This is a genomic window from Seonamhaeicola sp. ABD4_175 (assembly GCF_056160885.1).
The window spans coordinates 94,460-119,224 of record NZ_JBSWYC010000004.1 but is presented as its reverse complement, the minus strand read 5'-3'; the positions used below and the strand labels follow the sequence as shown (position 1 = coordinate 119,224).

The following is a 24,765-nucleotide window of genomic DNA, read 5'->3' as shown; positions in this document are numbered from 1 at the left end:
TCAAACTAAATGCAAGATAAAAAAGCCAACTATTCACAATTTCTGGTGCCACTAATTATAGTAATGGCATTAATGTTTTTTTGGAATTTAAGTAGAAATATAAACGATGTATTAATTCCACATTTAAAAAGAGCTTGCCAGCTCACAGATTTTCAATCTTCATTAGTACAATCTGCCTTTTTTGGTGCCTACTTTGTAATGGCGTTACCTGCAGGATGGTACATTCAGAAAAAAGGCTATAAAATGGGAATGATTGTAGGGCTATTAATAGCAGCTATAGGTGCATTTTTGTTTTATCCAGCAGCCGAAACACGCGTATATTCATTTTTCTTATTGGCGTTGTTTGTAATGGCAGCTGGTTTTGCTATTTTAGAAGTAACGGCATCACCATATATTACTAAATTAGGAAATCCCGAAGGCGCTTCAAGCCGTTTAAGTATGGCAGCTGCTATTGGTTCAGTAGGCGCTACAGTAGCGCCATCATTGGCCGCATTGTTACTTTTACATGAAGAAGATGTGCCACAAACCACAATTGATGCTTTTACACCAAGCCAATTAGAAACCTTTTTATCTGGTGAAGCAGATTTAGTAAAACCACCCTACATTGTGCTAGGAGCCATTTTAGTAATTATTGCTTTAATTGTAGTTTTTACAAAATTACCAGTAATTAAAGAAGAACAGGGCGGAAGTAAAAAACCATTAAAAGATATTTTGAAGTTTAAGCACACCCTATATGGTGTTGGCGCAGAATTCTTTTATGTTGGCGCAGAGGTAGGTATTGTTAGTTTTATTATTAGATATGCCAAATGGTTTAATTTGCCAGAATTAACAGAGCAAAAAGCGGCGCAGTTTATTACAGCATTTATGGGCTTAGTGCTTTTAGGAAGACTTTTAGGAGTCTATATTTTAAAGAAATTTAAGCCACAAAACGTATTAGTATTTTGTAGTATAAGTGCGTTTATAATGGTAACATTAGCTATAGTTACCAATGGCTATTTTTCATTAACATGCTTATCAATTGTTGGGTTCTTTACATCAATTATTTACCCAATTATTTTTAGTTTAAGTATGAAAGATTTAAAGGAATACACCAAAACGGGCTCTTCAGTATTCCTGCTAGGTATTGTTGGTGGTGCTATTGTACCGCCTTTAATGGGCTACATTTCAGATACAGCAGGCATTAAATACGCCTTTATAATGCCATTAATATGTTATGTGTATTTATTATTCTTCGGAATTAAAGGATATAAAGTAAAAATAAAAGCCTAATTAAATGAAAAATCAGTTCAGAAGATTTACCTATTTAATCACTTCTGATAAAGAAGCCATGGCGCAATTCAGTAATACATTGAATTCAGAAAAAATTCAAGAAAAATTAACTGAAGTTGGTATACTTTCATTTGAAATTTATCAAAAAGGAAAAGACTTTTTTTTACTTATAGATACTATACCAATACTGCATAGTTTAAGTATAGATAGTGCATTAAAAAGCATAATTTCAGAAATAGATTTTCAAGACGTTTTTCAGAAAGAAAACACATCATTTTCATTTGAAAACGCGCCTTTGGAAAGAATTTATAAATTCGAACAAAAAGAAATTTTTAATGCCCGTGAAGGACAATTAAAAAGAAGTGTTGGGGATAAAAAGCGCTTTGTCTGGACCTTGTTATTGCAAGAAGATGAAGCGCTTATAGAAGAGTATAAAGAAGTCCACAGCATGGGTAAAGCATGGCCTGAAATTACCAACAATATGAAAACAGTTGGTGTAAAAGATATGGAAATTTATCTTTCTGGGACTCAAGCCATTTTGGTAATGGATACTAAACCAGATTTTAATTTAGATGAAATTGGTCCTAAATGGCAAAAACTACCGCGTGAGGAGGAGTGGCAGGCTTATGTAGCAAAATTTCAAAGAACAGACCCAGAAAGTTCTATTCAAGAAAAATGGCAGGATATGAGACTATTATAAAACTTTAAAAACTAAACAATGAAAGCACGCTTATTAACTTTAATGATGCTGATGTTTTTTAACCTTGGCCAAAGTATCTATTCTCAGAACTCTTATAATACATTTAAACCAACATGGGAATCTTTACAGCAGTATGAATGCCCAGAATGGTTTAAAGATGCCAAATTTGGTATTTATACCCATTGGGGTGTTTACTCTGTTCCAGAAACTGCATCCGATTGGTATGGTACAAACATGTATAATCAATCGCATCCAAATTATAAATCTCATAAGGAAACTTATGGCGACCAAAAAGAATTTGGATACAAGGATTTAGTGCCACTTTTCAAAGCAGAAAAATTTAATGCAGATGAATGGGCAGATTTGTTTGTAGAATCAGGTGCTCGATTTGCAGGTCCTGCTGGTGAACATGCCGATGGTTTCTCTATGTGGAATTCTAATGTGAATCCTTGGAACTCTGTTGATATGGGGCCTAAACGTGATATAACGGCCGAATTAGAAAAGGCCATTCGTAAACGCGGATTAAAATACATGGTAAGCTTACACCATTCTTGGTTATGGGGGTGGTTTCCAACTTGGGATGAGAATACAGATTGCGCAGATTCTAAGTATGCTTCATTATACGGTGAAAAAGTACCAAAAACCGCATGGCAATTAGAAAAAGGAAGTAATTGGTACACCGTAAACCCAATACCTAGTAAAGCATTTGAACATGTATGGCTTGAAAAAGTAAAAGAGGTAGTAGATGGGTATTCGCCAGATTTACTTTGGTTTGATAATCGTATTCAAATACTTTCAGAAGATATACGTAAACAGATGATGGCGTATGCATACAATGAGGCTGCCAAAAAAGAACAAGAATTTGTGTTAACATTTAAGCGGCCAGATTTTCCTCTAGGAACAGGTACGGTTGACTTAGAACGTAATAGAATGCCTGATATATATCCAGAACCTTGGTTAACGGATAATTCTATTTCCAAACAAAAATGGATTTGGCATAAAGACTTAAAATGCTATCCAACCAATAATTTAATAGACGATTTGGTTGACATTGTAAGCAAAAACGGAAATCTACTATTAAATGTAGCCCCACATCCTAATGGTACCATTCCAGAAGAACAGAAACAACGCCTAAGAGCAATGGGTAAATGGTTAAAACTAAATGGAGAAGCCATCTACGAAAGCCGTCCATGGTTAATATATGGAGAGGGGCCAACCGAAACAAAAACAGGCCATTTAGCCGATATGCAGTTTGATGGTTTCGGTGATGAAGATATTCGATTTACTACTCGTAATGGACAATTATACGCCATTGCTTTAGGTTGGCCAGAATCTGGAGTTTTACCGATAAAATCCCTAAGTACTAGTAAGTATAACGGAAACATTAAAACCGTAGAATTAATAGGTCATAAAGGTAAATTAGAGCATAGGCAGACCATAGATGCACTTAGTATTCAATTACCAGATACCAAACCATGTGAGCACGCATTTGTATTTAAAATAAATTAAAAATTATAGTTATGCCAGAAAACACACCTTTAGAGCAGCATAAAGACATTCCTTTATATAATACAGAAACTTGGTTGTATGAAGATTTTATAATAGGGCAAAAAGACCGATCAATAAGTAGAACAATATCAGAAGGCGAAGCTATGATGTTTAATGGCCTAGTTTTAGATATGCACCCATACGTAGGTGATCAAAAATTTGCCGAAGAACAAGGTCTATTTGGGAAAAGACTAGTTGCAGGAGCCATGGTTTTTAGTTTAGGTTTAGGCTTAATGGCCAATAATAATGTGAATACATTTAGTTATGGGTATGATAAATTACGCTTTATAAAACCTGTTTTTATTGGTGATACTATTTATACCGTTAGAACACACCTAAATAAAACCCCAAAGTATGATGAAATGGGGCTTATAACAGTGAGTTATGAGGTGTATAAACAACCAGGTGAATTGGTATTGTATTGTGAACACCTTCAGACAGTGAAGTATAAAAATCCTGAAAATTTCAAAAAGTGAAAAACATTTTACTGTTAATGATAGAGCTTATTTGCAATCAAACAGATTTTAAACAAGTAATATTAAAGGACTCTGTATGAATATTGTGAATATGAGTACCAAATATAAAAATGAAAGCCTATTAGCTGTAGTATTAAGTAATAAAAAAAACTTCATAATTTTACTTTGCTTAGTAATAGTAACTTTTAAGGTTAACGCTCAAAGTACAAATGAACGCCCAAATGTTATACTTATACTAACAGACGACCAAGGTTATGGAGATTTAAGTTGTCACGGAAACCCTGTAATTAAAACACCCAATATAGATAAGTTACATACAGAATCGGTGCGTTTTACAAATTTCCATGTAGACCCAACTTGTGCTCCTACTCGCGCAGCCTTGTTAACAGGCAAATATTCACATCACGTTGGTGTTTGGAGTACTATTTGTGGTGGAAATCATTTAAGAACTTCAGAAGTAACAATGGCTGATGTTTTTAAAGATTCAGGATACAGAACAGCCTTGTTTGGAAAATGGCATTTAGGCGCCAATTATCCCTATAGACCAATGGACAGAGGTTTTGATGAGTGGTTAGGCAACGGAGATGGCGGTACTGGTACTACAGATGATTTTTTTACTAATGACAGGGTAAACGATATTTATTTACATAACGGCAAACGCGAGTATCATGAGGGGTATGCACCAGATGTTTATTTTAATGCTGTAATAGACTTTATTACAAATTCTGAAGATGATAAACCGTTCTTTGTGTATTTACCAACCTATTTACCACACGGCCCTCATACTATTCCTGACCCTTCGATGGTGGATAAATATAAAGGAAAGATTCCTGAATATGTAGCTTACTTTTTTGCCATGATTGAAAGTATTGACCAAAATATTGGAAAGCTCAGAAAAGTCTTAGAGGTTTCAGGTAAGGCAGATAATACCATTTTAATATTCATGACAGACAACGGTGGTACAGAAGGAGTTCGTATCTACAATGCGGGAATGCGAGGAGGAAAAACCGAAGCTTATGAAGGAGGTCATAGGGTGCCATTTTTTATGCATTGGCCCAAAGGAAATTTAGCTCATAATGAAGATGTAAACCAAGTTTCTGCTCATATTGATGTTTTACCAACATTAATTGATGTTTGTAACTTAAAAAAACCTAAGAATTTAAAATTTGATGGTAGAAGTTTAAAAAAGCAACTATTTAAACCCCAAAAGAAACTTTCAAAAAGAATTTTATTTGTTGAAAATCAACGTACTTTTAAATCAAAGGCGTGGTGGCAAACCGCAGGAATGATGCAAAATTGGAGGTTAATTAACAATAAAGAGCTTTACAATTTAGATACCGATTTTGCTCAAAAAAATAACGTAATTAGCAATCATCCTAAAGTTGTTAAAAAAATTCAAAAAGCACATAAAAAGTATTGGAAACTTGTAACACCTAATGACAGATTAAAACCATTACCAATTATTGGAGATACTGTTTCAAATGAGCTATACCTTTCTTCTTCAGAATGGTATTTGCCAGATGTACCATGGAACCACGCTCAAATCGCTAAAGGGAGCTCTTTAGTTGGTGGCTGGGAAATAAGCGTCGCTTCAGATGGCATGTACAAATTTGAAGTTAGAAGATGGCCACGAGAAGCTAATGCACCTATACAAGGCATTCCATTATTAAAAGATAAAACTGTTGATGCTTATGATTCTACAGGAAAAATAGATAAACTTATCTATGGTAATGAAATGAATCCGTTACCAATAGATGCCGTAAAACTAGATGTTTCAGGTTCATCAGAAGTAAAGAAAGTAACAACTTCAGATACACATATTACGTTCGATATTGAACTTGAAAAAGGGCATAAAACTATAAATAGCACATTTCTAGATAAAGAAAATAACACGATATCTGGAGCCTATTATGTGTACCTAAGCAAACTATAATTAAGATGAAACAAGTATTTATAACATTATTTACAGTTTTACTAGTTTCTTGTGGAGACAAAGAATCGCTAAAAGAAATAAAAAAGATTGAACCCTTTAAACCAACCTGGACTTCACTACAAAAACATAAAACACCTCAATGGTTAAAAGATGCTAAATTTGGTATTTACACACACTTTGCTCTAGAAAGTATGAGGTTTAAAAAAGGAAATGAAAACAAACATTTTCACGAGCTTTTTGATGAGTTTAAGTTTGAAAACTTCAATGCAGTAGAATGGGCAGAACTTTTTGAACGAGCAGGCGCAAAATTTGCCGGACCTGTTGCGTGGCATGGTAGTGGTATGGTACATTGGGATAGTAATATTACGGAATTAGACGTTGTAGATAAAGGCCCCAAAAAAGACATAACAGGCTTGTTAAAAAAAGAAATCACCAAAAGAAATATGAAATTCTTAATGTCTTTTCATACAGGTTATTGGTATAGGGCATTACTTGACAGAGATAATCCTGGTAGAAAAAAACCAGAATTTTATGAATTGTATGGAGAACCACATGATGAAGATGTAACAGATTTTACGCCTTGGAAAGATCACGCTGAAAAACAATCAAAATATTCCAATACTTATAGTGATTTGTGGTTAAAAAAGATGATAGAATCTACTGAAAAATATTCACCTGACATATCTTGGGCAGATGTTTCATTTGGCGGTACAGTTTGGGCACACAATGTTGGTAAATTTAAACACGGGAAAGCACTTTCTGATAGCCTTTATTTTGGAGGATATGATGAAGTTAGGCAAAGAAAATACTTAAGTCATTTTTTTAATAATGCTCATGAGAATAATAAGGAAGTAGAATTTGTATATAAAGAGTACGATATTCCTCCCGGAATTGGAATGCGAAATTTTGAAAATGGGTTAATTGATGAGTTAACTTATGATACTTGGATGACTGATATAGATATTTGTCAGCCTGTAAGTTGGTGGTATCAACCAAATATGGGTATTAAAAAAGCTAATTTATTGGTTGATATGTTGGTAGATGTAACGGCAAAAAATGGTATTCTATTATTAAATGTGCCTCCAAAACCTGATGGTGCATTTGCACAATTCATTAAAGATGAATTATATAAAGTTGGTGATTGGTTAAAACTAAACGGAGAGGCTATTTATGGAACAATGCCTTGGACGATTTATGGCGAGGGACCTTCGTATTTACCTGTAACTGGGCATTATTCAGAAAAAAAAGAAAACGCTAAATATACAGAGTTAGATTTTAGATTTACACAAAAAGATAATACTCTATATGCAATTTGCTTAGGAATTCCTAAAGGTGAAGTAGTTATAAATTCATTAGGAAGTAATGCCAGATTAAATAAAAATGATATTGCTTCACTTGAACTAATTGGTAGTGATGCAAAAATTGAATACATACACAATCCGTATAACTTAACACTGCAAATGCCAGATAATTTTAATGGTGAATTTGCTTGTGTTTTTAAAATTCAACGAAAATCGTAATTAACTAAATTAATATCTAATGAAAAGAATAAGTCTTATCCTGCTATTAACTTTAATCTTCGCATGTAAGAATAAAGAGCAAACTAATATTCCAAAAGAAACAGTAACTAAAGAAAAGTATCAAGAAAACTGGGAGAGCTTAAAGCAATATGAAATCCCGCAATGGATGAAAGATGCAAAATTTGGAATTTTTATTCACTGGGGACCTAATTCTGTGGCAGAATTACACACCGATTGGTACCCAAGATGGATGTATTTAGATGAAGGGCACGTAGACCATTCTACAGGAAAAAAAATAAATGACATTCCGCACCCAGCATCTGTATACCACAAAGAAAAATTTGGAGACCCAAAAACATTTGGTTTTAAAGATTTGATACCAATGTGGACCATGGAAAATTTTGATGCAAAAGCTTGGGTTGATTTATTCAAAGAAGCAGGTGCCCAATATGTTGTGCCAGTAGCAGAACATCATGATGGTTTTGCACTTTATGAATCTAGTATAACACCCTACAATGCTGTTGCTATGGGGCCAAAAAAAGACGTTTTAAAAGAACTTACCAATGAAATTAAAAACCAAGGGCTTATTTGTGGAGTAAGTTCACACTTAGCATTCAACTGGAATTTTTACACACAAAGTGATAGGTTTGATACTGGAAACCCAGAGTTTGCAGCTTTATACGCCCCACAGCATGAACCTTACTCCCCAGCAAGTGCAGAATGGTTGGCTAATACTTGGTGGCCAAGAACTAAAGAAATTATAGATAACTACCAACCAGATATTCTTTGGTTCGATTTTTATTTAGACCGTCCAGAGTTTGCACCTTACCATAAAAAACTAGCTGCATATTATTACAACTCAGGCTTAAAGCGCAATAAAAATGTAGTGCTTCAAACTAAAAATTTACATTATGAGTCTTTTAAACCAGGTACGCACATGCTAGATTTAGAGCGTAGTAAAATGGATTCGTTGCGTAAAGATTATTGGCAAACAGATACGTCTATAGGTAAAAATTCTTGGTATTACGCTAAAAACTGGATTCCAAAATCTGCTGAAAGTTTAATAGCAGATTTAATGGATATAGTTAGTAAAAATGGTTGTTTATTATTAAATATAGGCCCAAGAAAAGATGGTATTATTCCAGATGATCAAAAGAGAACTTTGTTAGAAATAGGCGAGTGGTTAAAAATAAATGGAGAAGCTGTTTACGGGTCTAAATATTATGATATTTATGGTGAAGGACCAACAAAAACAGAAACAGGACACCTGTCTGAAGGAAAAAATAAAGGCTTTACAGAGGAGGATATTCGTTTTACTACAAGAAATGGTTTTGTTTACGCAACTATTTTAATACCGCCTACAAAAGATGTTAATATTAAGTATCTTTCATCAACAAAATTAAAAGTAAAAGATGTTCAGCTTTTAGGATTTGAAGGTGAAATAACATATAACCAAACAGAAAATGGTTTAAATATTTCATTACCAAAAAACACTAATCTTAAAAACGCATGGGTATTTAAAATTAAACATTAAAAAAATGAAAATTCAATCCTATATGTTGCTTTTATTAGCATTCATATGTATTTCTTGTACAAAACCCGAAAAACAAACACGAATTGTTGAAGATTTCAATTTTAATTGGAAGTTTAGTAAAGGAGATCAATTAAAAGCAGAAGCAACAGATTTTAATGATTCGTCTTGGCAAAATGTTAGACTTCCGCATGATTGGAGTATTCTTGCAGGATACCAAAAAGAAAATACAGCAGCAAGTACTGGTTTTTCTGAAGGAGGTATTGGTTGGTACAGAAAAGAATTCCAGGTGCTAAAAACAGATGAGGGAAAAGCTATTTGGGTTGAATTTGATGGTGTTTATAATAATTCTACAGTTTGGATAAACGGTACAAAACTTGGCTTTAGACCCAACGGTTATGCAAGTTTTTCCTATGATTTAACCGAGCATTTAAACTATGGCGAAAATAATGTGGTAGCTGTTAGAGTAGATCATACAGCTTATGTAGATTCTAGATGGTACACAGGCTCCGGAATATATAGAGATGTAAGACTTGTAAAAACATCAAAAGTTCATATTCCGCAATGGGGAATTAGAATTACTACGCCTAATGTTGAAACGAGTAAAGCCAAGGTGAATATTGAAACAAATATTGTAGGAGCCAATAATAGTGTTGAAATTGAAACTCAAATTTTAGATAGAAATGGTACGCAAGTAGCTTTTGGAAAAACAGATGTTTTAGCCGAAGGCAACAAAGGGATTCAAACTCTAAATGTTGAAAAACCAAATTTGTGGGGAATACAAACACCAAATTTATATACTGCCATTATTTCAGTTAAACACAATGGTGCTCTAGTTGATAAAGTAACACAAGAATTCGGAATTAGAACATTTCGTTTTGATTCTAATAAAGGCTTCTTCCTTAATGGCGAAAACGTAAAAATTAAAGGGGTTAACCTTCATCATGATGCTGGGTCTGTTGGTGCGGCAGCAAATAAAGCTACTTGGGAATATAGAATTTCAAAATTAAAATCTATTGGAGTTAACGCAGTGCGTATGGCACATAATCCGCATTCACCTCTATTAATAGAAGTTTGCGATGAAATGGGTATGCTAGTAATGAATGAGTTTTTTGATGAATGGCACAACCCTAAAGCAAAAAGTCTTAATTATTTAGGTGATAATGCTGCAGGAGATGCTATTTCTAAAGGTTATAGCGACATTTTCTTTGAATGGGCAGAAAAAGATTTAAAAACTTTAATCAATAGAGATTTTAATCACCCTTCGGTAATAATGTGGAGTATAGGTAATGAAATTGAGTGGACGTTTCCAAACTATTCTAAAACTTATGCTGAGGTTGAAGGAAAAATCAAAGAATATAATGACCCGCCAACTTATGATGTTTCTAAAATAAAACCTGTTTTTGATAGATTAACAGGAGGTGTAGATTCGTTGTCAATTGTGGCTCACAAACTATCCAAATGGGTTAAAGAAGAGGATACCACTAGGCCCATAGTTTGCGGAAGTGTGCGGCCAACTATAGCTTTTACAAGTGGTTATGCAGATGCCGTTGATGTTTTAGGTTTAAATTACAGAGCTATAGATTATGATGTGGCTCATGAAGCTTTTCCTGAAAAATGTTTAATTGGGTCGGAGAATTGGGTAGCTTATTCTGAGTGGAAAGCGGTGTTAGAACGAGATTTTATACCAGGTATATTTGTATGGACTGGGTTTGCTTATTTAGGTGAAGCTGGACCATGGCCTAGAAAAGGACTAAATATTTCCTTGTTCGATTTTGCAGGATTTAAGAATCCTAGAGGCCATTTCTTTGAGTGCCTTTGGAAAGAAGACCCAAAAGTTTATATGGTCACAACACCTGCTTCTGAATCTGAATATTCATATACAAAAGACGATGGATGGAAATTCGATATGCAATACACTGCACCACCAGTTTGGGATAAACTAAGGCTTTGGGAATGGTACAACGTAAACGAACATTGGAATTACAACGAAAATGAGCCAATAGTTGTTCAAACATATACAAATTGTGAAGAAGCAGAGTTATTTCTTAATGGAAAAAGCCTAGGTAAACAGGCTTTATCCGATTTCAAAGAAGATGATAACATCATAAAATGGTTAGTGCCACATCAGAAAGGTGAACTAAAAGTTGTTGGTTATAATAAGGGAAATAAAGTTGATGAATACACCCTTTCAACAACAAGTAAACCTGTTAATATTAAGTTATATACAGATAAATCTTCGCTTAAAGCAAATAATTATGATATAGCGCATGTAACAGTAACATTATTTGATGAAGCAGGAAATAAAGTAACAAACGTTAATGAAGAAATAACATTTCACGTATCTGAAGGTGCAGACCTAATAGCGGTTGATAATGGCTGGGAAATGAATATAAACCCACATAACACTAATAAAGTTGTAACACATAATGGTAGAGCATTAGCTATAATACGTTCAAAAGATATTGTTGGAACAGTTACAATAACGGCCAATTTTGAAGATATTAAAAGCAATAAATTGTCTATTAGCATAGAATAATAATCTTCATAATATTTTATAAATTATTCAAAATTAAAACTAAATTATAAACTAAATAATAAGAAATAACAATGCAAAAACTGCTTTATGCTTTAGTAATTACAATATTATTTACTTCCTGCAAAGAAAAGACTAATCAAGTTGAAGCGGCAGATAAAGTAGATAGAGTTGAAAATTTTAAAATTCAGCTAGGTAAGGTTTCAAAAAAATCAATCTTTACAGATGATGAGGATATAACGGTTTGGGGAGCTTCTGCTATAAAAGGCGAAGATGGATTATATCATATGTTTTACTCGCGCTGGAAAAAAGATTTAGGATGGGCTTGGGTTACACACTCTGAAATTGCACATGCAGTATCAACGTCACCTTTCGGACCTTTTAAGCACAAAGAGGTTGTTTTTGAACGCCGTGGTGCAGAATATTGGGATGGTTTATGTACACACAACCCAACAATACATAAGTTTGATGGTAAATATTACCTTTATTACATGGGCAATACTGGTGATGATGTTAACCCATGTGTTCCTGGAAAAATTAAATATAACTGGACACATAGAAATAATCAACGTATTGGTGTTGCTGTAGCAGATGACCCAAATGGCCCTTGGAAACGTTTTGATAAACCACTTATTGATGCCAGTGAAGATGAACAAGCTTTAGATGCTTTGTTGGCCAATAACCCATCAATTACCCAACGTCCAGATGGAGGTTATTTAATGGTTTATAAAGCGGTAGGAAAGAAAATTAAAAAGATTTCAGGCGGGCCAGTGGTACATTGTGTAGCAACTTCAGATAGTCCATTAGGGCCTTTTAAAAAATACGATAAACCAGTATTTGAAGCAAAAGGAACTGATTTTCCAGCTGAGGATCCATACATCTGGTATCAAGATGGAAAATACCGTGCAATTGTTAAAGATATGCATGGCGCATTCACAAATGCTGGTCAAGCTTTGGTATTATTTGATTCAAAAGACGGTTTTGATTGGAATCTTGCTAAAAATCCCTTAGTTTCAAAGCTTGAAATTACGTTTGAAAACGGACATGTTCAAAAATTAAAACATCTTGAGCGTCCTCAGTTAATTAAAGAAAATGGCAAACCAATTGCTATTTATTGTGCTGCAGACACTACCGATGTTAATGGTGTATTACACTCTTGGAATGTTCAGATACCTATTAAAACAACTAATTTATAAATATTGAATACTTGCTATTTTACATCGGTTTTAAAAGCATTAAAACTATTAATTATAGTATTATTAATGTGTAATAGTTTGTTTGCACAAAACAAACAGCCCAACATTATTTTCATCATGTCTGATGATCACACCTCACAAGCCATTGGTGCCTATGGTGGTAGATTATCAGAATTAAACCTAACGCCTAACCTTGATAAATTAGCCAATAATGGTATGCGTTTTACCAACGCATTTTGTAACAATTCAATTTGTACACCTAGCAGAGCTTCAATTATATCTGGGCAATACCCGCAAACTAATGGTGTTTTAGATTTGGATATTGCCTTAGATCCCGAAAAGCAATATTTACCAAAAGAATTAAAAAAACTTGGATATTCAACAGCAATAATAGGAAAATGGCATTTACATATAGAACCTTCGGCTTTTGATTATTATAAAGTTCTGCCAGGTCAAGGTAAGTATTTTAATCCTTCGTTTTACGAAAAAGGTAAAGGCGCTTGGAAAAAAAATAAAGTAGAAACTACAGGGCATTCAACAGATGTTATTACAGATGCCTCTATTGATTATTTAAAAAATAGAGATAAAAACAAGCCATTCTTTTTAATGCATCATTACAAAGCGCCTCATGACATGTTTGAATATGCGCCTAGATATGAAGATTTTTTAGCTGATACTGAAATTCCTGAACCATCAAGCCTGTATTATCAACCTAATTGGGGTTCTGAAGGTACAAGAGGAAAAAATGATTCGCTTACAAATTATATTGGTACATCGGTTTCTAACAGGCATATGTACAGAAATTATAATATCTTTTTTCATAACGATAGTTTACAAGGGCGCGCAAATTCTGCACATGTAGCTTACCAAGATTATTTAAAACGATACTTACGCTGCGTAAAAGGTGTTGATGATAATTTAGGAAAATTATTTGCCTATTTAAAAGCCGAAGGCCTTTGGGAAAATACTGTAATAATTTATACAGGAGATCAAGGTATGATACTTGGTGAACACGATTTACAAGATAAACGTTGGATGTATGATGAAGCTATGCGCATGCCATACATTATGCATTACCCAAAAATGATAAAACCACAAAGTGTAACAGATTTGTTAGTAAATAATACCGATTATGCACCAACAATAATTGAGCTTGCAGGAGGTAAAACACCAGATTACATGCAAGGTAAAAGTTTTATAAACACGCTACAAGGTAAAGAAGAAAATAACTGGCGAGAAACTACTTATTACCGTTATTGGATGCATATTATTCACCATTATGTGCCAGCACATTTTGGGGTGCGTTCAAAAGATTATAAACTTATGTTTTACTACGGAAAACATTATTTGCCCGAAGAAGATTTTAAAAAGCATTATTGGGCAACACAATATTATGGCATTGAACGCGAAACACCTCATACATGGGAGTTTTATGATTTAAAAAACGATCCTGAAGAATTGCATAACCGTTATAATGATCCTAAATACAAAGCCATTATAGCCAAAATGAAGGCCCAATTGAAACAACAACGTATAGATTTAAATGAAACTGATGAAAACTTTCCTGAAATACAAGCTATAGTTAACAAACATTGGAATGATTAATATAGGTGTAAGCGCCTCAATAAAACACTAAACTAAAAACAATGAAGTTTTTTATTACCATTTTGTGTTCTTTCATACTACTTATTTCATGTAATACTAAGCAAGAATCAAAAACTGAAAGTATTACAGAAACTAAACCACATTATACGCAAGAAGATTATGATTTTCTTGCTATAGGAAACCCCGATAAAATGAGTGCCGCATCAAAAAGAGCATTAAGAAACAATTATCATAAAAATGACCAGTGGTTTGGCACTTTCAATAATCACGAGTTAAAAGGAGATATAGGTTATGAAAAAGGTGTTATACGCCGCGATCCTACAATGGTTATTCAGGTTGATGGTTTGTATTACACTTGGTACTCAAAATCTGTAGGTGAAACGTATGGGTTTGGTACGGGTGATCCTGAAAAAAAAGTATTCCCTTGGGATAAAACCGAAATTTGGTATGCAACATCAAAAGATGGTTGGGATTGGAAAGAGCAAGGTGTAGCTATTACCTATGGCCCAAAAGGCGCTTATGATGATAGGTCTGTTTTTACTCCTGAAATTTTAGCACATAAAGGTAAATATTATTTGGTGTATCAATGCGTTAAAGCACCATACTTAAACAGAACTTTTAATACGGTAGGCATGTCTATTGCCAATAGTCCAAATGGACCGTGGAAACGACTTGAATCACCTATTTTAGAAGCTGCAAAAGATGGCGAATGGTTAGGAGATGAAGACAATAGATTTGCTGTAAAATCTCAAGGAAGCTTTGATAGCCAGAAGGTACATGACCCAACATTACTGTATTATAAAAATAAATTCTATTTGTATTACAAAGGAGAGCGCATGGGTGAACGAAATACAGCTGGCGGACGTGAAATTCGTTGGGGTGTTGCCATTGCCGATAGTATAATGGGGCCTTATGTTAAATCCGAATACAACCCAATTACACATAGTGGGCATGAGCTGTGTGTATGGAAATACAAAGAAGGTATTGCTATGGTGTCATCACATGATGGACCCGAAAGACAAACCATTCAATATGCGCCAGATGGTATTAATTTTGAAATAATGTCTTATGTAAACTGGGTGCCTTCGGCTATGGGGCTTGTTACAACTTTAGATAATGATAAGCATCCAACCAAGGCTTTGAGTTGGGGGCTTCATCACGTGTCTAAAAATTATCCCGGTAAGCCTTGGTGGGCTAATGACCAGTATATATCTAGGTTTAGTTTCTCAAGAAATAGAAATATTAAAGCTGAATTTGCTGATGGGTATAAAGATTAAAAAGAAATGCAAACAGTATTCAAAATAGTAGTTTTTCTATTAAGTGTTTTTGTTTTTTCTCAAAATACTCCAAAAACATTTAAAAACCCAATTGTTTCAGGTTTTCACTCAGATCCTTCAATATGTAGAGTAGGTGATACTTATTACATGACACATCCTACATTAGAATGGTTTCCTGCGTTACCTATAATGCGTAGTAAAGATTTGGTTAATTGGGAAAAAATTGGACACGCTATAGAAAGGGTAGATCAAATACACTTTCCTGACGGTTTAGATAATTCATTGGGTATGTTTGCTCCAAGCATTAGATATAATAACGGAACATTTTATGTTATTTGTACTTGTGTTGGTTGTAATGGTAATTTTATTGTTAAAGCTAATAACCCTGAAGGTCCATGGTCTGACCCTATTTGGATTAAAGGCCCGTGGAGTATAGATCCTACACTATTTTGGGATGATGATGGTAAATCTTATTTTTTAGCTGCAGGCATCGTAAATGGAAATAGAAATAAATGGCCAGGAATAAATGGTGTTTTCATGCAGGAAATAAACGTTAAAACGGGTGATTTATTAGGAGAACCAAAACAACTTACGCATGGGCATGCTTCAAATGCTATGTGGACAGAAGGACCTAGGCTTTTTAAAATTGATGGAGAGTACCTTTTAATGGTAGCTGAAGGTGGTACTAACGAAAATCATGCTATCACAGTTTTCAATAGTAAAAGCCTTTGGGGGCCATATATTCCTAACCATGCAAACCCTGTAATGACCCATAGACACTTAGGCTATACATACCCTATAGTTAAAACAGGTCATGGCGATTTAGTTCAAACCCAACATGGCAATTGGTGGGGTGTTTTACATGCTAAAAGACCAATTAATGGTCAATCTGTTTTATGCAGAGAAACATTTTTAGCAAAAGTAGAATTGACTAATCAAGAAAGTGGTGTTACCCCAATTTTTAATCCAGGAATAGGTTTACTTAAGTTTGAACAAGAACGCCCTAATTTACCATGGACACCGGTTGACAAATTAAAAGAAAGAGATGAGTTTAATGATAAAAAATTGGGTTTAGAATGGATTTGTTTGCGTTCGCCCATTGAAAATTGGTATAAATTAGAAGAAGGAAAGTTAAAATTAAAATTAAGACCAAAAGTAATTGATAGTTTGGTAAATCCTTCATTTTGGGCTCAGCGTATTCGTTCTCATCATTTTGAAATAAGCGCACAGTTAACTTTTAGTGCTAAAAACAATAAAGAACAAGCTGGTTTAGTGGTTTACCGAAAATCAAGTACGCATTATCAATTATTGAAAGAAAAAAACACTATTTCTTTAATAAAAACAGAAGCATTAAAAGAAACAGGAGCAGCATCAACAAAAACGGTTGTTGCTACAGTACCATATTCAAAAGAAGATGTTGTTTTAAAGGTAAAAGGGGATAATTTAGATCTTCAGTTTTATTACGGTGAAAATGAAAGCAATATAAAACCAATAGGTGTAGTTCAAGATTTTTCAATTTTTAGTGATGAAATTGCTGGAAGATTTAATGGTACTGTAGCAGGATTATATGCTACTTCAAACAATATAAAAAGTAGTAATTGGGCCATTTTTAATTGGTTCCAAAATAGAAACATAAACTAAACATTTATATAAGCATGAAAAAACAACATACAGCATTTTTATTATATCTGTTTTCATATCTAGTAATAGCACAAAAGGCACCTGAAACTTTTAAAAACCCAATTTTGTCTGGGTTTTATCCAGATCCTTCAATTTGTAGAGTAGATGATACTTATTACATGGTAAACTCTTCTTTTGAGTGGTACCCTGGTTTACCAATACATAAAAGTAAAGATTTAGTTAATTGGCAAAAAATTGGTTATGGTTTACACAGGCCAAATCAAATAGTTTATAAAGATGGACTTAGAAATTCAAATGGCATTTTTGCGCCATCTATTAGGTATAACAATGGTACCTTTTATATAATCACTACAATGGTAGGGCAAAAGGGGAATTTTATAATTACTGCTAAAAACCCTGAAGGACCATGGAGTGACCCAATGTGGATTGATAATGCACCAGGTATAGACCCTTCTTTATTTTGGGATGATGATGGACGATGTTATTATACAGGAGCAGGAATTGTTGATGGAACTCAAAAAGAATGGCCTGGAAAAAACGGTGTTTGGATGCAAGAAATAGACCCTGACAAAGGAGTGCTTTTAGGCGAAAAAAAACAATTAACTTATGGGCATGCATCTAATGCTCGATGGGCAGAAGGACCTCATTTATATAAAATTGATGGCGAATATTTGTTGTTAATTGGTGAAGGTGGAACTGGAGAATACCATGCTGTTACTGTTTTTAATAGTAAAAGCTTATGGGGTCCATACATACCCAACCATGCAAACCCTGTTATGACACATCGTCATTTAGGAAAAACACACTTTATTGGTCAAACAGGACATGCCGATTTGGTACAAACACAAAATGGCGATTGGTGGAGTGTTTTGTTAGCCAAAAGACGCGTTAATGGTTTTATAACTCTTGCCAGAGAAACCTTTTTGGCAAAAGTAGAAATGACACAACAAGAAAGTGGAATTACACCAATTTATAACCCAGGTAAAGGTTTATTGCAAGCAGAACAAGAGCGGCCAAATTTACCATGGACACCCGTACCAGAAATTCCAGAAAAAGATGATTTTAATAAAAATACTTTAGCTTTAGAATGGAACTTTTTAAGATCGCCAAAATTTAAGTGGTATAAAATAAACAATGGTGTTTTAGAATTGCAGTTACGTCCTGAAACAGTTTCAGAATTAGTAAACCCTTCATTTATAGCGCAACGTACTCGTCATCATAATTATACAGCCTCTATTAAATTAGCTTTTAAAACAAAAAAAGAGAATGAGAGCGCAGGTTTAGTTATTTATCGAAGACATGGTAATCATTTTCAATTATTAAAAACTAAAAATGAAATTGTTTTATTAAAAACATTACAAAAAGATAATAAAGGTGATTTTAAATCTGAAAAAATAGCTTCAGTAGCATATACTAAAAAAGAAGTCATTTTTAAAGTTGAAGTAAATGGAATAAAAGCTCAGTTTTTTTATGGTGAAGATGAACATAGCTTAAAACCAATTGCAAACACACAAGATTACACCATAGTATCTGATGATGTTGCACAACGTTTTAACGGTGTTTATGTTGGCATGTATGCTACTTCTTCAGGAAATAAAAGTAGTAAAACTGCAAGTTTTGATTGGTTTGAGTATAAGTTTTAAAAGAAATGTTCTATTGAATAACCAATAATAGCACTGTATTATCAATTTAAATTATTCTATTACGTTAGTTTATGGTTTAGTAGTTTAAACATTTATGCTTTTTTGTTTTTTGGCTTACTATTAAGTTTATAAGTGTAGCTTAAAATAACATAACGCCCTAAACTTTCAGAGGTAGTTTCTTCAAAATAATTGGTAGTACTGCGCCTGTAAACATCAACATTTTTGTTTAATAAGTCTATTAAAAGGAGCTTACATATATTTTTTTTGTTTTTAGATAGGTTGTATGAAAATGCAGCACTCCAAATTGGTAATGTAGTGTTTGATGAAAATTGATTATCAGAAAAAACAATATAATCAAACTGTGTGTTTATGTTTAATTTACTGGTTAAATCATAATCAAACATTGAAAAATATTTTTGTTGTCTGTAAGTTCGGTTTAAATCTTCTTCTAAAGAAAAATCGGTATTATTAACGCTATAATCGGCTCCAAATTTTAAATCAACAACATTTTTGTTAGAGTTTTCAAGTAATAAGCCAACAAAAAAGTCTTTTGATGTAACATCATTAAGTTGTAAATTAATAATAGAATTTGAAGTTCTGTAAGCATTTTTGTTTTTTAAAGTGTACCTAACCCCAAGACCTTTTAGTTTTTTGCTAAGGCTAAAGTTGGCTGTAAACACTTTTCTGTTGCCACTATTTTGGTAACTACGAGTTCTAACAAAATTATCGTCAATAGCAATACTTTGTACAATAGCACTGGTGGCATGTTGGTATAAAATTCGGCTATAGAAAGTAGTTGAAGATTTAAAATTAAAAACATTTGCAGTTAGTGCTATTTCATTCATTTTTTCAGCCTTTAAATTGGGGTTTCCTTGCCTTATGTAAAACGGATTCAAATCATTAATAACCGTAGAACTCTGTTGTTTCCTGGGGTTTCGTATTACTTTTTTATAGGCTAACCTGTATTTATGGCCTTTTTTAGGTTTATAAAGAATATTAGAAATAGGGTTTAAAAAAAATAAGTTTTTGGTAATTGAAGCCTCTGTAATTATGCCAAAATTTCGGCTTAAATCTTGAAGTTCTAAAGCGTTGAAAATGTTTAATTTTGGTGACACATAATTATGAGCAAAGCGTGTTTGGAAACTGTTTTCTAAGTGTTTATACTTAAAGGCTAGTAACTCTTCTTGGTTATCTGTAATGGTGTTTTTTAATTGATAAATATCTTCTTTTTCGGTTTTAAACCTTAAAAAAGATTGTAGTTTAAAGTAATGTTTATCTGCAATAGGTTCAGTAAACCTAAAATTGAAATTGTAGTTATTGTTGTTAAATTTTTCATCTCTAACTGTTTCAATTTCTCGTTCATTAGGCGTTGTTTTGTGTAAGTTTCTAACCGTAAATGTGTATTGGTTATTTTCTCTGTTTTGTGTATTTAAAGTGGTGTTAAAACCGGTATTAAAACTACGTCCGTTTTTTTGTAGTTTTTGGTAATAATCTATGTTGAAATTAGCCGTGTTGCGTGTGTTGTTATTATGCAGGTTTTGTTGGTTTGTGGTGGTTAATTCACCATCACTATTGGTAAATGTTCCGTTTTTGGTATCATTAGTTATGTTTTCAATGGCATTTAATTTTCCTCTAACTATAAGCCTATTATTTTTATTGGCACGGTGTTTATAATTAAAATTGAAGTTATGATTTTTAGACAACCGGTTAAACGTATCTTCAGATTCATAATCAAAATTATTCATATTTGTAAATGATATTCTTTTTGAAGAAGAAGCACCTTTATTTTCCGAAAGGTTATAAAAATAATCGGCATTAACATCAACTTTATCTTTAAATTCATGACCAAAATGTGCACCCGCAACTTCGGTTTTTAAATAGCCGCTAAGGCTTCGTGTTTTCGGGTTGTTGCTAGTATCATCATCATCTTCATCGGCAATACCATTGGCATTTTCTAAAAAACCTTGAATGTTAGAGCCAGTTATATTAATGTTATTAAACTTACCTATTACAGATATTTGTGTTTTGGCATTAAATTTATTGTAATTTAAATTACTAAAATAGCGGCTATCTAAACCCGTACCAGCGGCAAGTTTACCAAAGCCCAAATTTTTTTTGCTCTTTTTTAAGGTGAAATTAATAATCATTTCTTTATTACCATCATCAACGCCAGTAAGTTCGGCATCTTCACTTTTTTTATCAATTATTTCAACTTTTTCAATGGCATCGGCCGAAAGGTTTTTTAAAACCAATGCAGGATCGCCGCCAAAAAACTCTTTACCATCAACAAAAATTCGGGTTACTTTGTTACCTTGAGCAACTACTTTGCCGTTAGATTCTATTTCTAAACCAGGTAATTTTGTTAGTAAAGATTCTAAATTATCATCAGCATTCACTTTAAAAGCACTTGCATTAAAAGCCAGCGTATCTTTTTTTACTTGTACAGGAACAACAGCTGATATTGTTACAGCATCTAAAACACTGGGGCTTTCTTTAAGTACAATGGTTTTTAAATCAATAGGCGTGTTGTTATATGTAATATTTTTTTTAAAAGTATTAAAACCCATAAATGAAATTTGCACGGTAATATTACCTTTAGGTACATCGGCCATTGAAAAATAACCTTTACTATCTGTAATTGTGTAATTTATAGGTGTAGAGTCTTTTTGTTTTAAAAAAGCCACAGATACCAATTCTAGAGGTAAATTTTGCTCATCAAAAACACTACCTTTTATAGCAGGTGTAGTTTGGCAATAGTCAATGTTAGTAATAAAACAAATTAAAAAAATCTTATAAATGTATTGAAACATGAGCCTGTTTTAAGTTTGAAGCTAAATTATAAGGAAGCCTTTAACAAAAGAAAAATTTATTGCTAAAAAAGGTTATACAAAACCTAGGCAATTATTATGCAAAATAAGAATAAACCATTTGTTACCTTATTATCAAACGTTAAATTATAATGTAATGTTTTAAATAAATACAAAAATTTAGTTTTAAAAATTACTTGTGGCTACATGTATTAAACATACAACTACAATAAATCAAACTCAGTTTTTTTGTTTTGTTCAAATTTAAAAACCAAATTTTAGGGGTATATTAACCATTTATGGTATACAAAAAGGTATTTGGTTATTTGTATAATTAAAAAAGTGCAATATTTGTAATTACATAAACACTAAACATAAAATGAATATATTAAAAATGAACAAGCTTGTATTATTTTTTTTAAGCACACTTTTAATAATTAGTTGTGCTAAAAACAAAAAGGAAACGGCTGATGTTTCTAAAACCAAAACAGCCCAAAAACCAAACATAGTTGTAATTTATTTAGACGATTTAGGCTACGGAGATTTAAGCGCATACGGCGCTACAGAATTACAAACACCAAACATAGACGCCTTGGCTAACGGCGGAATAAAATTTACTAATGGTTATGCATCATCGGCAACATGTACACCAAGTAGATACGCATTGTTAACTGGTATGTACCCATGGAAAAACAAAAACGCTAAAATTTTACCAGGTACAGCACCATTAATTATTAGCACAGAACAACAAACCTTACCAAAAATGCTTAAAAAACAAGGTTACCAAACAGCTATAGTAGGTAAGTGGCATTTAGGTTTAGGCTCAGGTAATGTTAACTGGAATAAACGTGTATCGCCAGGACCAAATGAAGTAGGTTTTCATGAATCATATATTCTTGCAGCAACCCAAGACCGTGTTCCTACAGTGTATATTAAAAACGGGCATGTAGTTAATTTAGACCCTAATGACCCTATTGAAGTGGATTATAAAAATAACTTTGAAGGACAACCAACAGGAAAAGACAACCCAGAGTTAACAACCATGAAATGGCACCACGGGCATAATAACAGTATAGTAAATGGTATACCAAGAATAGGCTACATGAAAGGCGGAGAAGCTGCAAAATGGAGCGATGTAGATATGGCAGACCATTTCCTAGAAAAAGCACAAACCTATGTAAAAACACATAAAAACCAACCTTTCTTTTTATACTACGCCATGCAACAACCACACGTACCGCGCACACCACACCCAAGGTTTGCTGGTAAGTCTGGAATGGGCCCAAGAGGCGATGTTATTTTAGAAGCAGATTGGTGTATTGGTGAATTCATTAAAACCTTAGAGGAAGAAGGTGTTTTAGATAATACGTTAATTGTTTTTTCAAGTGATAATGGCCCCGTTTTAAACGATGGCTATTATGATGATGCCGATACTAAAATAGGAAACCACACACCAGCAGGCGTTTTAAGAGGAGGTAAATACAGTTTATTTGAAGCAGGTACACGCATGCCTTTTATTACCTACTGGAAAGGACAAATTAAACCAGGAACATCCAATGCATTAGTTTGTCAAATGGATTTATTAGCGTCTCTTGCTAAATTGGTGGGAACAGAAGAAAACTCAACCGATAGTAAGGAATTATTAGATGTTTTCTTAGGAAAAAGCAATACAGGTAGAGATAATTTAATTATTGAAGCAACCTCAAGAACAGCTTTACGTAGCGGAGATTATATTTATATTCCAGCCTACGGTGGTAAACCTTTAAACACGCAAGTAAATATAGAAGTTGGTAATAGTGATGTGCCTATGCTTTTTAATTTGAAAGACGATTTAAGTCAGAAAAACAACTTAGCAGAAGCTAAACCTGAAAAGTTAAAGGAAATGCATGAAACCTTTATTAAATTGAGAGGTGAAGGCTTTAGTGAAACGCAAAAGTTAGAGTTGAAGTAATAGCTTACATTTTTTAAAATTAATTCAAGCCCTAAAGCTATTGTTTTAGGGCTTTTTTTATAGTTATTTATGAAATATACTATAATAAAAAAAGCCCTACTAATTAAAGTAGAGCTTTTGTTGCGGAGAAAGAGGGATTCGAACCCCCGGAGGTGTGACCCTCAACAGTTTTCAAGACTGCCGCATTCGACCACTCTGCCATTTCTCCTTGAGTGCCTCATGAACTATTTGTTCAATGCGGGTGCAAATATAAAATCCTTTTTCGTTTCTATCAAATAAAATATCACTTTTTTCAAAAAATAATTTTAACACGCACAACAGCAACACATTTTACATAGCAATTAGTAAAAAATAACGCTGCAAATACTACATTTGTATAAAGAAAATTGTAAAATGAACATAATAGATAAACTCAATTGGCGCTACGCCACCAAAAAGTTTAACCCAGAAAAAATACTAACACCCCAACAAGTAAACACCCTAAAACAAGCCTTTAATTTAACAGCCACTTCATACGGTTTACAACCAACCAAACTACTAGTAATTAAAAATAAAGCATTAAAAACCGCATTAGTGCCACACACATTTAACCAAGCACAAGTGCAAGATGCCTCGCATTTACTAGTAATTTGTATTAAAGAACACGTTTTAAAAGCAGATGTTAACGCCTTTTTTAACAACATAAAAACCACCAGAAACACCCCCGAAGAAATACTAGCACCCTACAAAGAAAACCTAACAAACATGTTGCAAAACATGACCTTAGAGCAACAACAACAATGGTCTAAAAACCAAGCCTACATAGCCCTTGGCAATTTAATGACCGTTTGCGCCGTAGAAGGCATAGACGCTTGCCCCATGGAAGGATTCAACCCAACCGCCTATGACCAAGCCTTAAACCTTAAAGAAAAAGGCCTAAAATCAGTATTACTACTACCCGTAGGCCACAGAGCTGATGACGATATGTTTGCCAACTTTAAAAAAGTAAGAATGTCATTAAACGAAACAATAATAGAACTATAAAATATTAGGGCGTTACCCACAAGGGGTCGGGCTTTACGTTGCAATCTTTTTTAGCTTTAAGGCTAAAAAAGGATTTCCACTACAATCCCTAACGCACAAAAAACACACA

At 33.4% G+C, this 24,765-nt stretch carries 16 protein-coding genes and 1 tRNA gene; 15 read left to right on the top strand and 2 right to left on the bottom strand.

Annotation, left to right across the window (positions count from 1 at the left end):
- Positions 1 to 9: 9 nt before the first annotated feature.
- The 13 genes from fucP (at position 10) to ACXAG4_RS13090 (ending at position 18,875) form a co-directional block, all read left to right on the top strand.
- A complete protein-coding gene (gene fucP, locus ACXAG4_RS13150) occupies positions 10 to 1,269 on the top strand; it encodes an L-fucose:H+ symporter permease (RefSeq protein ID WP_475296542.1) in 1,260 nt (419 codons plus the stop codon).
- Between the two features lie 4 nt (positions 1,270 to 1,273).
- Entirely contained in the window at positions 1,274 to 1,969 is a 696-nt protein-coding gene (locus ACXAG4_RS13145) for an L-rhamnose mutarotase (RefSeq protein ID WP_475296541.1), read from the top strand.
- An 18-nt stretch (positions 1,970 to 1,987) separates the two neighbouring features.
- Positions 1,988 to 3,478 (top strand): alpha-L-fucosidase, encoded by a 1,491-nt coding sequence (locus ACXAG4_RS13140; protein ID WP_475296540.1) that lies wholly within the window; start codon positions 1,988 to 1,990, stop codon positions 3,476 to 3,478.
- Between the two features lie 11 nt (positions 3,479 to 3,489).
- Complete coding sequence (locus ACXAG4_RS13135) at positions 3,490 to 3,993, top strand: MaoC/PaaZ C-terminal domain-containing protein (protein ID WP_475296539.1); 504 nt, start codon at positions 3,490 to 3,492, stop codon at positions 3,991 to 3,993.
- A gap of 76 nt (positions 3,994 to 4,069) precedes the next feature.
- Positions 4,070 to 5,926 (top strand): arylsulfatase, encoded by a 1,857-nt coding sequence (locus tag ACXAG4_RS13130; protein WP_475296538.1) that lies wholly within the window; start codon positions 4,070 to 4,072, stop codon positions 5,924 to 5,926.
- A gap of 5 nt (positions 5,927 to 5,931) precedes the next feature.
- Positions 5,932 to 7,446, top strand: a complete 1,515-nt coding sequence (locus ACXAG4_RS13125) for an alpha-L-fucosidase (RefSeq protein ID WP_475296537.1) — start codon at positions 5,932 to 5,934, stop codon at positions 7,444 to 7,446.
- A gap of 19 nt (positions 7,447 to 7,465) precedes the next feature.
- Complete coding sequence (locus ACXAG4_RS13120; protein WP_475296536.1) at positions 7,466 to 8,980, top strand: alpha-L-fucosidase; 1,515 nt, start codon at positions 7,466 to 7,468, stop codon at positions 8,978 to 8,980.
- A gap of 4 nt (positions 8,981 to 8,984) precedes the next feature.
- Positions 8,985 to 11,516: a glycoside hydrolase family 2 TIM barrel-domain containing protein gene (locus tag ACXAG4_RS13115; RefSeq protein WP_475296535.1), complete on the top strand. Its 2,532-nt coding sequence runs from the start codon at positions 8,985 to 8,987 to the stop codon at positions 11,514 to 11,516.
- Between the two features lie 71 nt (positions 11,517 to 11,587).
- Entirely contained in the window at positions 11,588 to 12,709 is a 1,122-nt protein-coding gene (locus ACXAG4_RS13110) for a glycoside hydrolase family protein (protein ID WP_475296534.1), read from the top strand.
- A 66-nt stretch (positions 12,710 to 12,775) separates the two neighbouring features.
- A complete protein-coding gene (locus tag ACXAG4_RS13105) occupies positions 12,776 to 14,314 on the top strand; it encodes a sulfatase family protein (RefSeq protein ID WP_475296862.1) in 1,539 nt (512 codons plus the stop codon).
- A gap of 41 nt (positions 14,315 to 14,355) precedes the next feature.
- Positions 14,356 to 15,591, top strand: a complete 1,236-nt coding sequence (locus ACXAG4_RS13100) for a glycoside hydrolase family 117 protein (RefSeq protein WP_475296533.1) — start codon at positions 14,356 to 14,358, stop codon at positions 15,589 to 15,591.
- Positions 15,592 to 15,597: 6 nt separating this feature from the next.
- A complete protein-coding gene (locus ACXAG4_RS13095; RefSeq protein ID WP_475296532.1) occupies positions 15,598 to 17,232 on the top strand; it encodes a glycoside hydrolase family 43 protein in 1,635 nt (544 codons plus the stop codon).
- Between the two features lie 14 nt (positions 17,233 to 17,246).
- Positions 17,247 to 18,875 carry a glycoside hydrolase family 43 protein gene (locus ACXAG4_RS13090; RefSeq protein WP_475296531.1) on the top strand — a complete coding sequence of 543 codons (1,629 nt, stop codon included), beginning with the start codon at positions 17,247 to 17,249 and terminating at the stop codon, positions 18,873 to 18,875.
- Between the two features lie 92 nt (positions 18,876 to 18,967).
- Here the strand turns inward: ACXAG4_RS13090 and ACXAG4_RS13085 are convergent, their stop codons facing one another.
- Positions 18,968 to 21,685: a carboxypeptidase-like regulatory domain-containing protein gene (locus ACXAG4_RS13085; RefSeq protein ID WP_475296530.1), complete on the bottom strand. Its 2,718-nt coding sequence runs from the start codon at positions 21,683 to 21,685 to the stop codon at positions 18,968 to 18,970.
- A gap of 391 nt (positions 21,686 to 22,076) precedes the next feature.
- Here ACXAG4_RS13085 and ACXAG4_RS13080 point away from each other — a divergent pair, with 391 nt between their 5' ends.
- The gene (locus ACXAG4_RS13080; RefSeq protein WP_475296529.1) at positions 22,077 to 23,633 is read left to right on the top strand and encodes a sulfatase family protein; all 1,557 of its coding nucleotides are present in this window, start codon (positions 22,077 to 22,079) and stop codon (positions 23,631 to 23,633) included.
- Between the two features lie 123 nt (positions 23,634 to 23,756).
- Here ACXAG4_RS13080 and ACXAG4_RS13075 read toward each other — a convergent pair.
- A tRNA-Ser gene (locus ACXAG4_RS13075) sits at positions 23,757 to 23,841 on the bottom strand.
- Positions 23,842 to 24,026: 185 nt separating this feature from the next.
- On the opposite strand from ACXAG4_RS13075, the gene ACXAG4_RS13070 reads away from it, so the two are divergent.
- Complete coding sequence (locus ACXAG4_RS13070) at positions 24,027 to 24,656, top strand: NAD(P)H-dependent oxidoreductase (protein WP_475296528.1); 630 nt, start codon at positions 24,027 to 24,029, stop codon at positions 24,654 to 24,656.
- Positions 24,657 to 24,765: the final 109 nt, after the last annotated feature.

Excerpts from the sequence above, each read along its gene's own strand:
- fucP (WP_475296542.1), top strand. The coding sequence starts at position 10 with ATGCAAGATAAAAAAGCCAACTATTCACAATTTCTGGTGCCACTAATT.
- ACXAG4_RS13145 (WP_475296541.1), top strand. The coding sequence starts at position 1,274 with ATGAAAAATCAGTTCAGAAGATTTACCTATTTAATCACTTCTGATAAA.
- ACXAG4_RS13140 (WP_475296540.1), top strand. The coding sequence starts at position 1,988 with ATGAAAGCACGCTTATTAACTTTAATGATGCTGATGTTTTTTAACCTT.
- ACXAG4_RS13135 (WP_475296539.1), top strand. The coding sequence starts at position 3,490 with ATGCCAGAAAACACACCTTTAGAGCAGCATAAAGACATTCCTTTATAT.
- ACXAG4_RS13130 (WP_475296538.1), top strand. The coding sequence starts at position 4,070 with ATGAATATTGTGAATATGAGTACCAAATATAAAAATGAAAGCCTATTA.
- ACXAG4_RS13125 (WP_475296537.1), top strand. The coding sequence starts at position 5,932 with ATGAAACAAGTATTTATAACATTATTTACAGTTTTACTAGTTTCTTGT.
- ACXAG4_RS13120 (WP_475296536.1), top strand. The coding sequence starts at position 7,466 with ATGAAAAGAATAAGTCTTATCCTGCTATTAACTTTAATCTTCGCATGT.
- ACXAG4_RS13115 (WP_475296535.1), top strand. The coding sequence starts at position 8,985 with ATGAAAATTCAATCCTATATGTTGCTTTTATTAGCATTCATATGTATT.
- ACXAG4_RS13110 (WP_475296534.1), top strand. The coding sequence starts at position 11,588 with ATGCAAAAACTGCTTTATGCTTTAGTAATTACAATATTATTTACTTCC.
- ACXAG4_RS13105 (WP_475296862.1), top strand. The coding sequence starts at position 12,776 with ATGTGTAATAGTTTGTTTGCACAAAACAAACAGCCCAACATTATTTTC.
- ACXAG4_RS13100 (WP_475296533.1), top strand. The coding sequence starts at position 14,356 with ATGAAGTTTTTTATTACCATTTTGTGTTCTTTCATACTACTTATTTCA.
- ACXAG4_RS13095 (WP_475296532.1), top strand. The coding sequence starts at position 15,598 with ATGCAAACAGTATTCAAAATAGTAGTTTTTCTATTAAGTGTTTTTGTT.
- ACXAG4_RS13090 (WP_475296531.1), top strand. The coding sequence starts at position 17,247 with ATGAAAAAACAACATACAGCATTTTTATTATATCTGTTTTCATATCTA.
- ACXAG4_RS13085 (WP_475296530.1), bottom strand. The coding sequence starts at position 21,685 with ATGTTTCAATACATTTATAAGATTTTTTTAATTTGTTTTATTACTAAC.
- ACXAG4_RS13080 (WP_475296529.1), top strand. The coding sequence starts at position 22,077 with ATGAACAAGCTTGTATTATTTTTTTTAAGCACACTTTTAATAATTAGT.
- ACXAG4_RS13070 (WP_475296528.1), top strand. The coding sequence starts at position 24,027 with ATGAACATAATAGATAAACTCAATTGGCGCTACGCCACCAAAAAGTTT.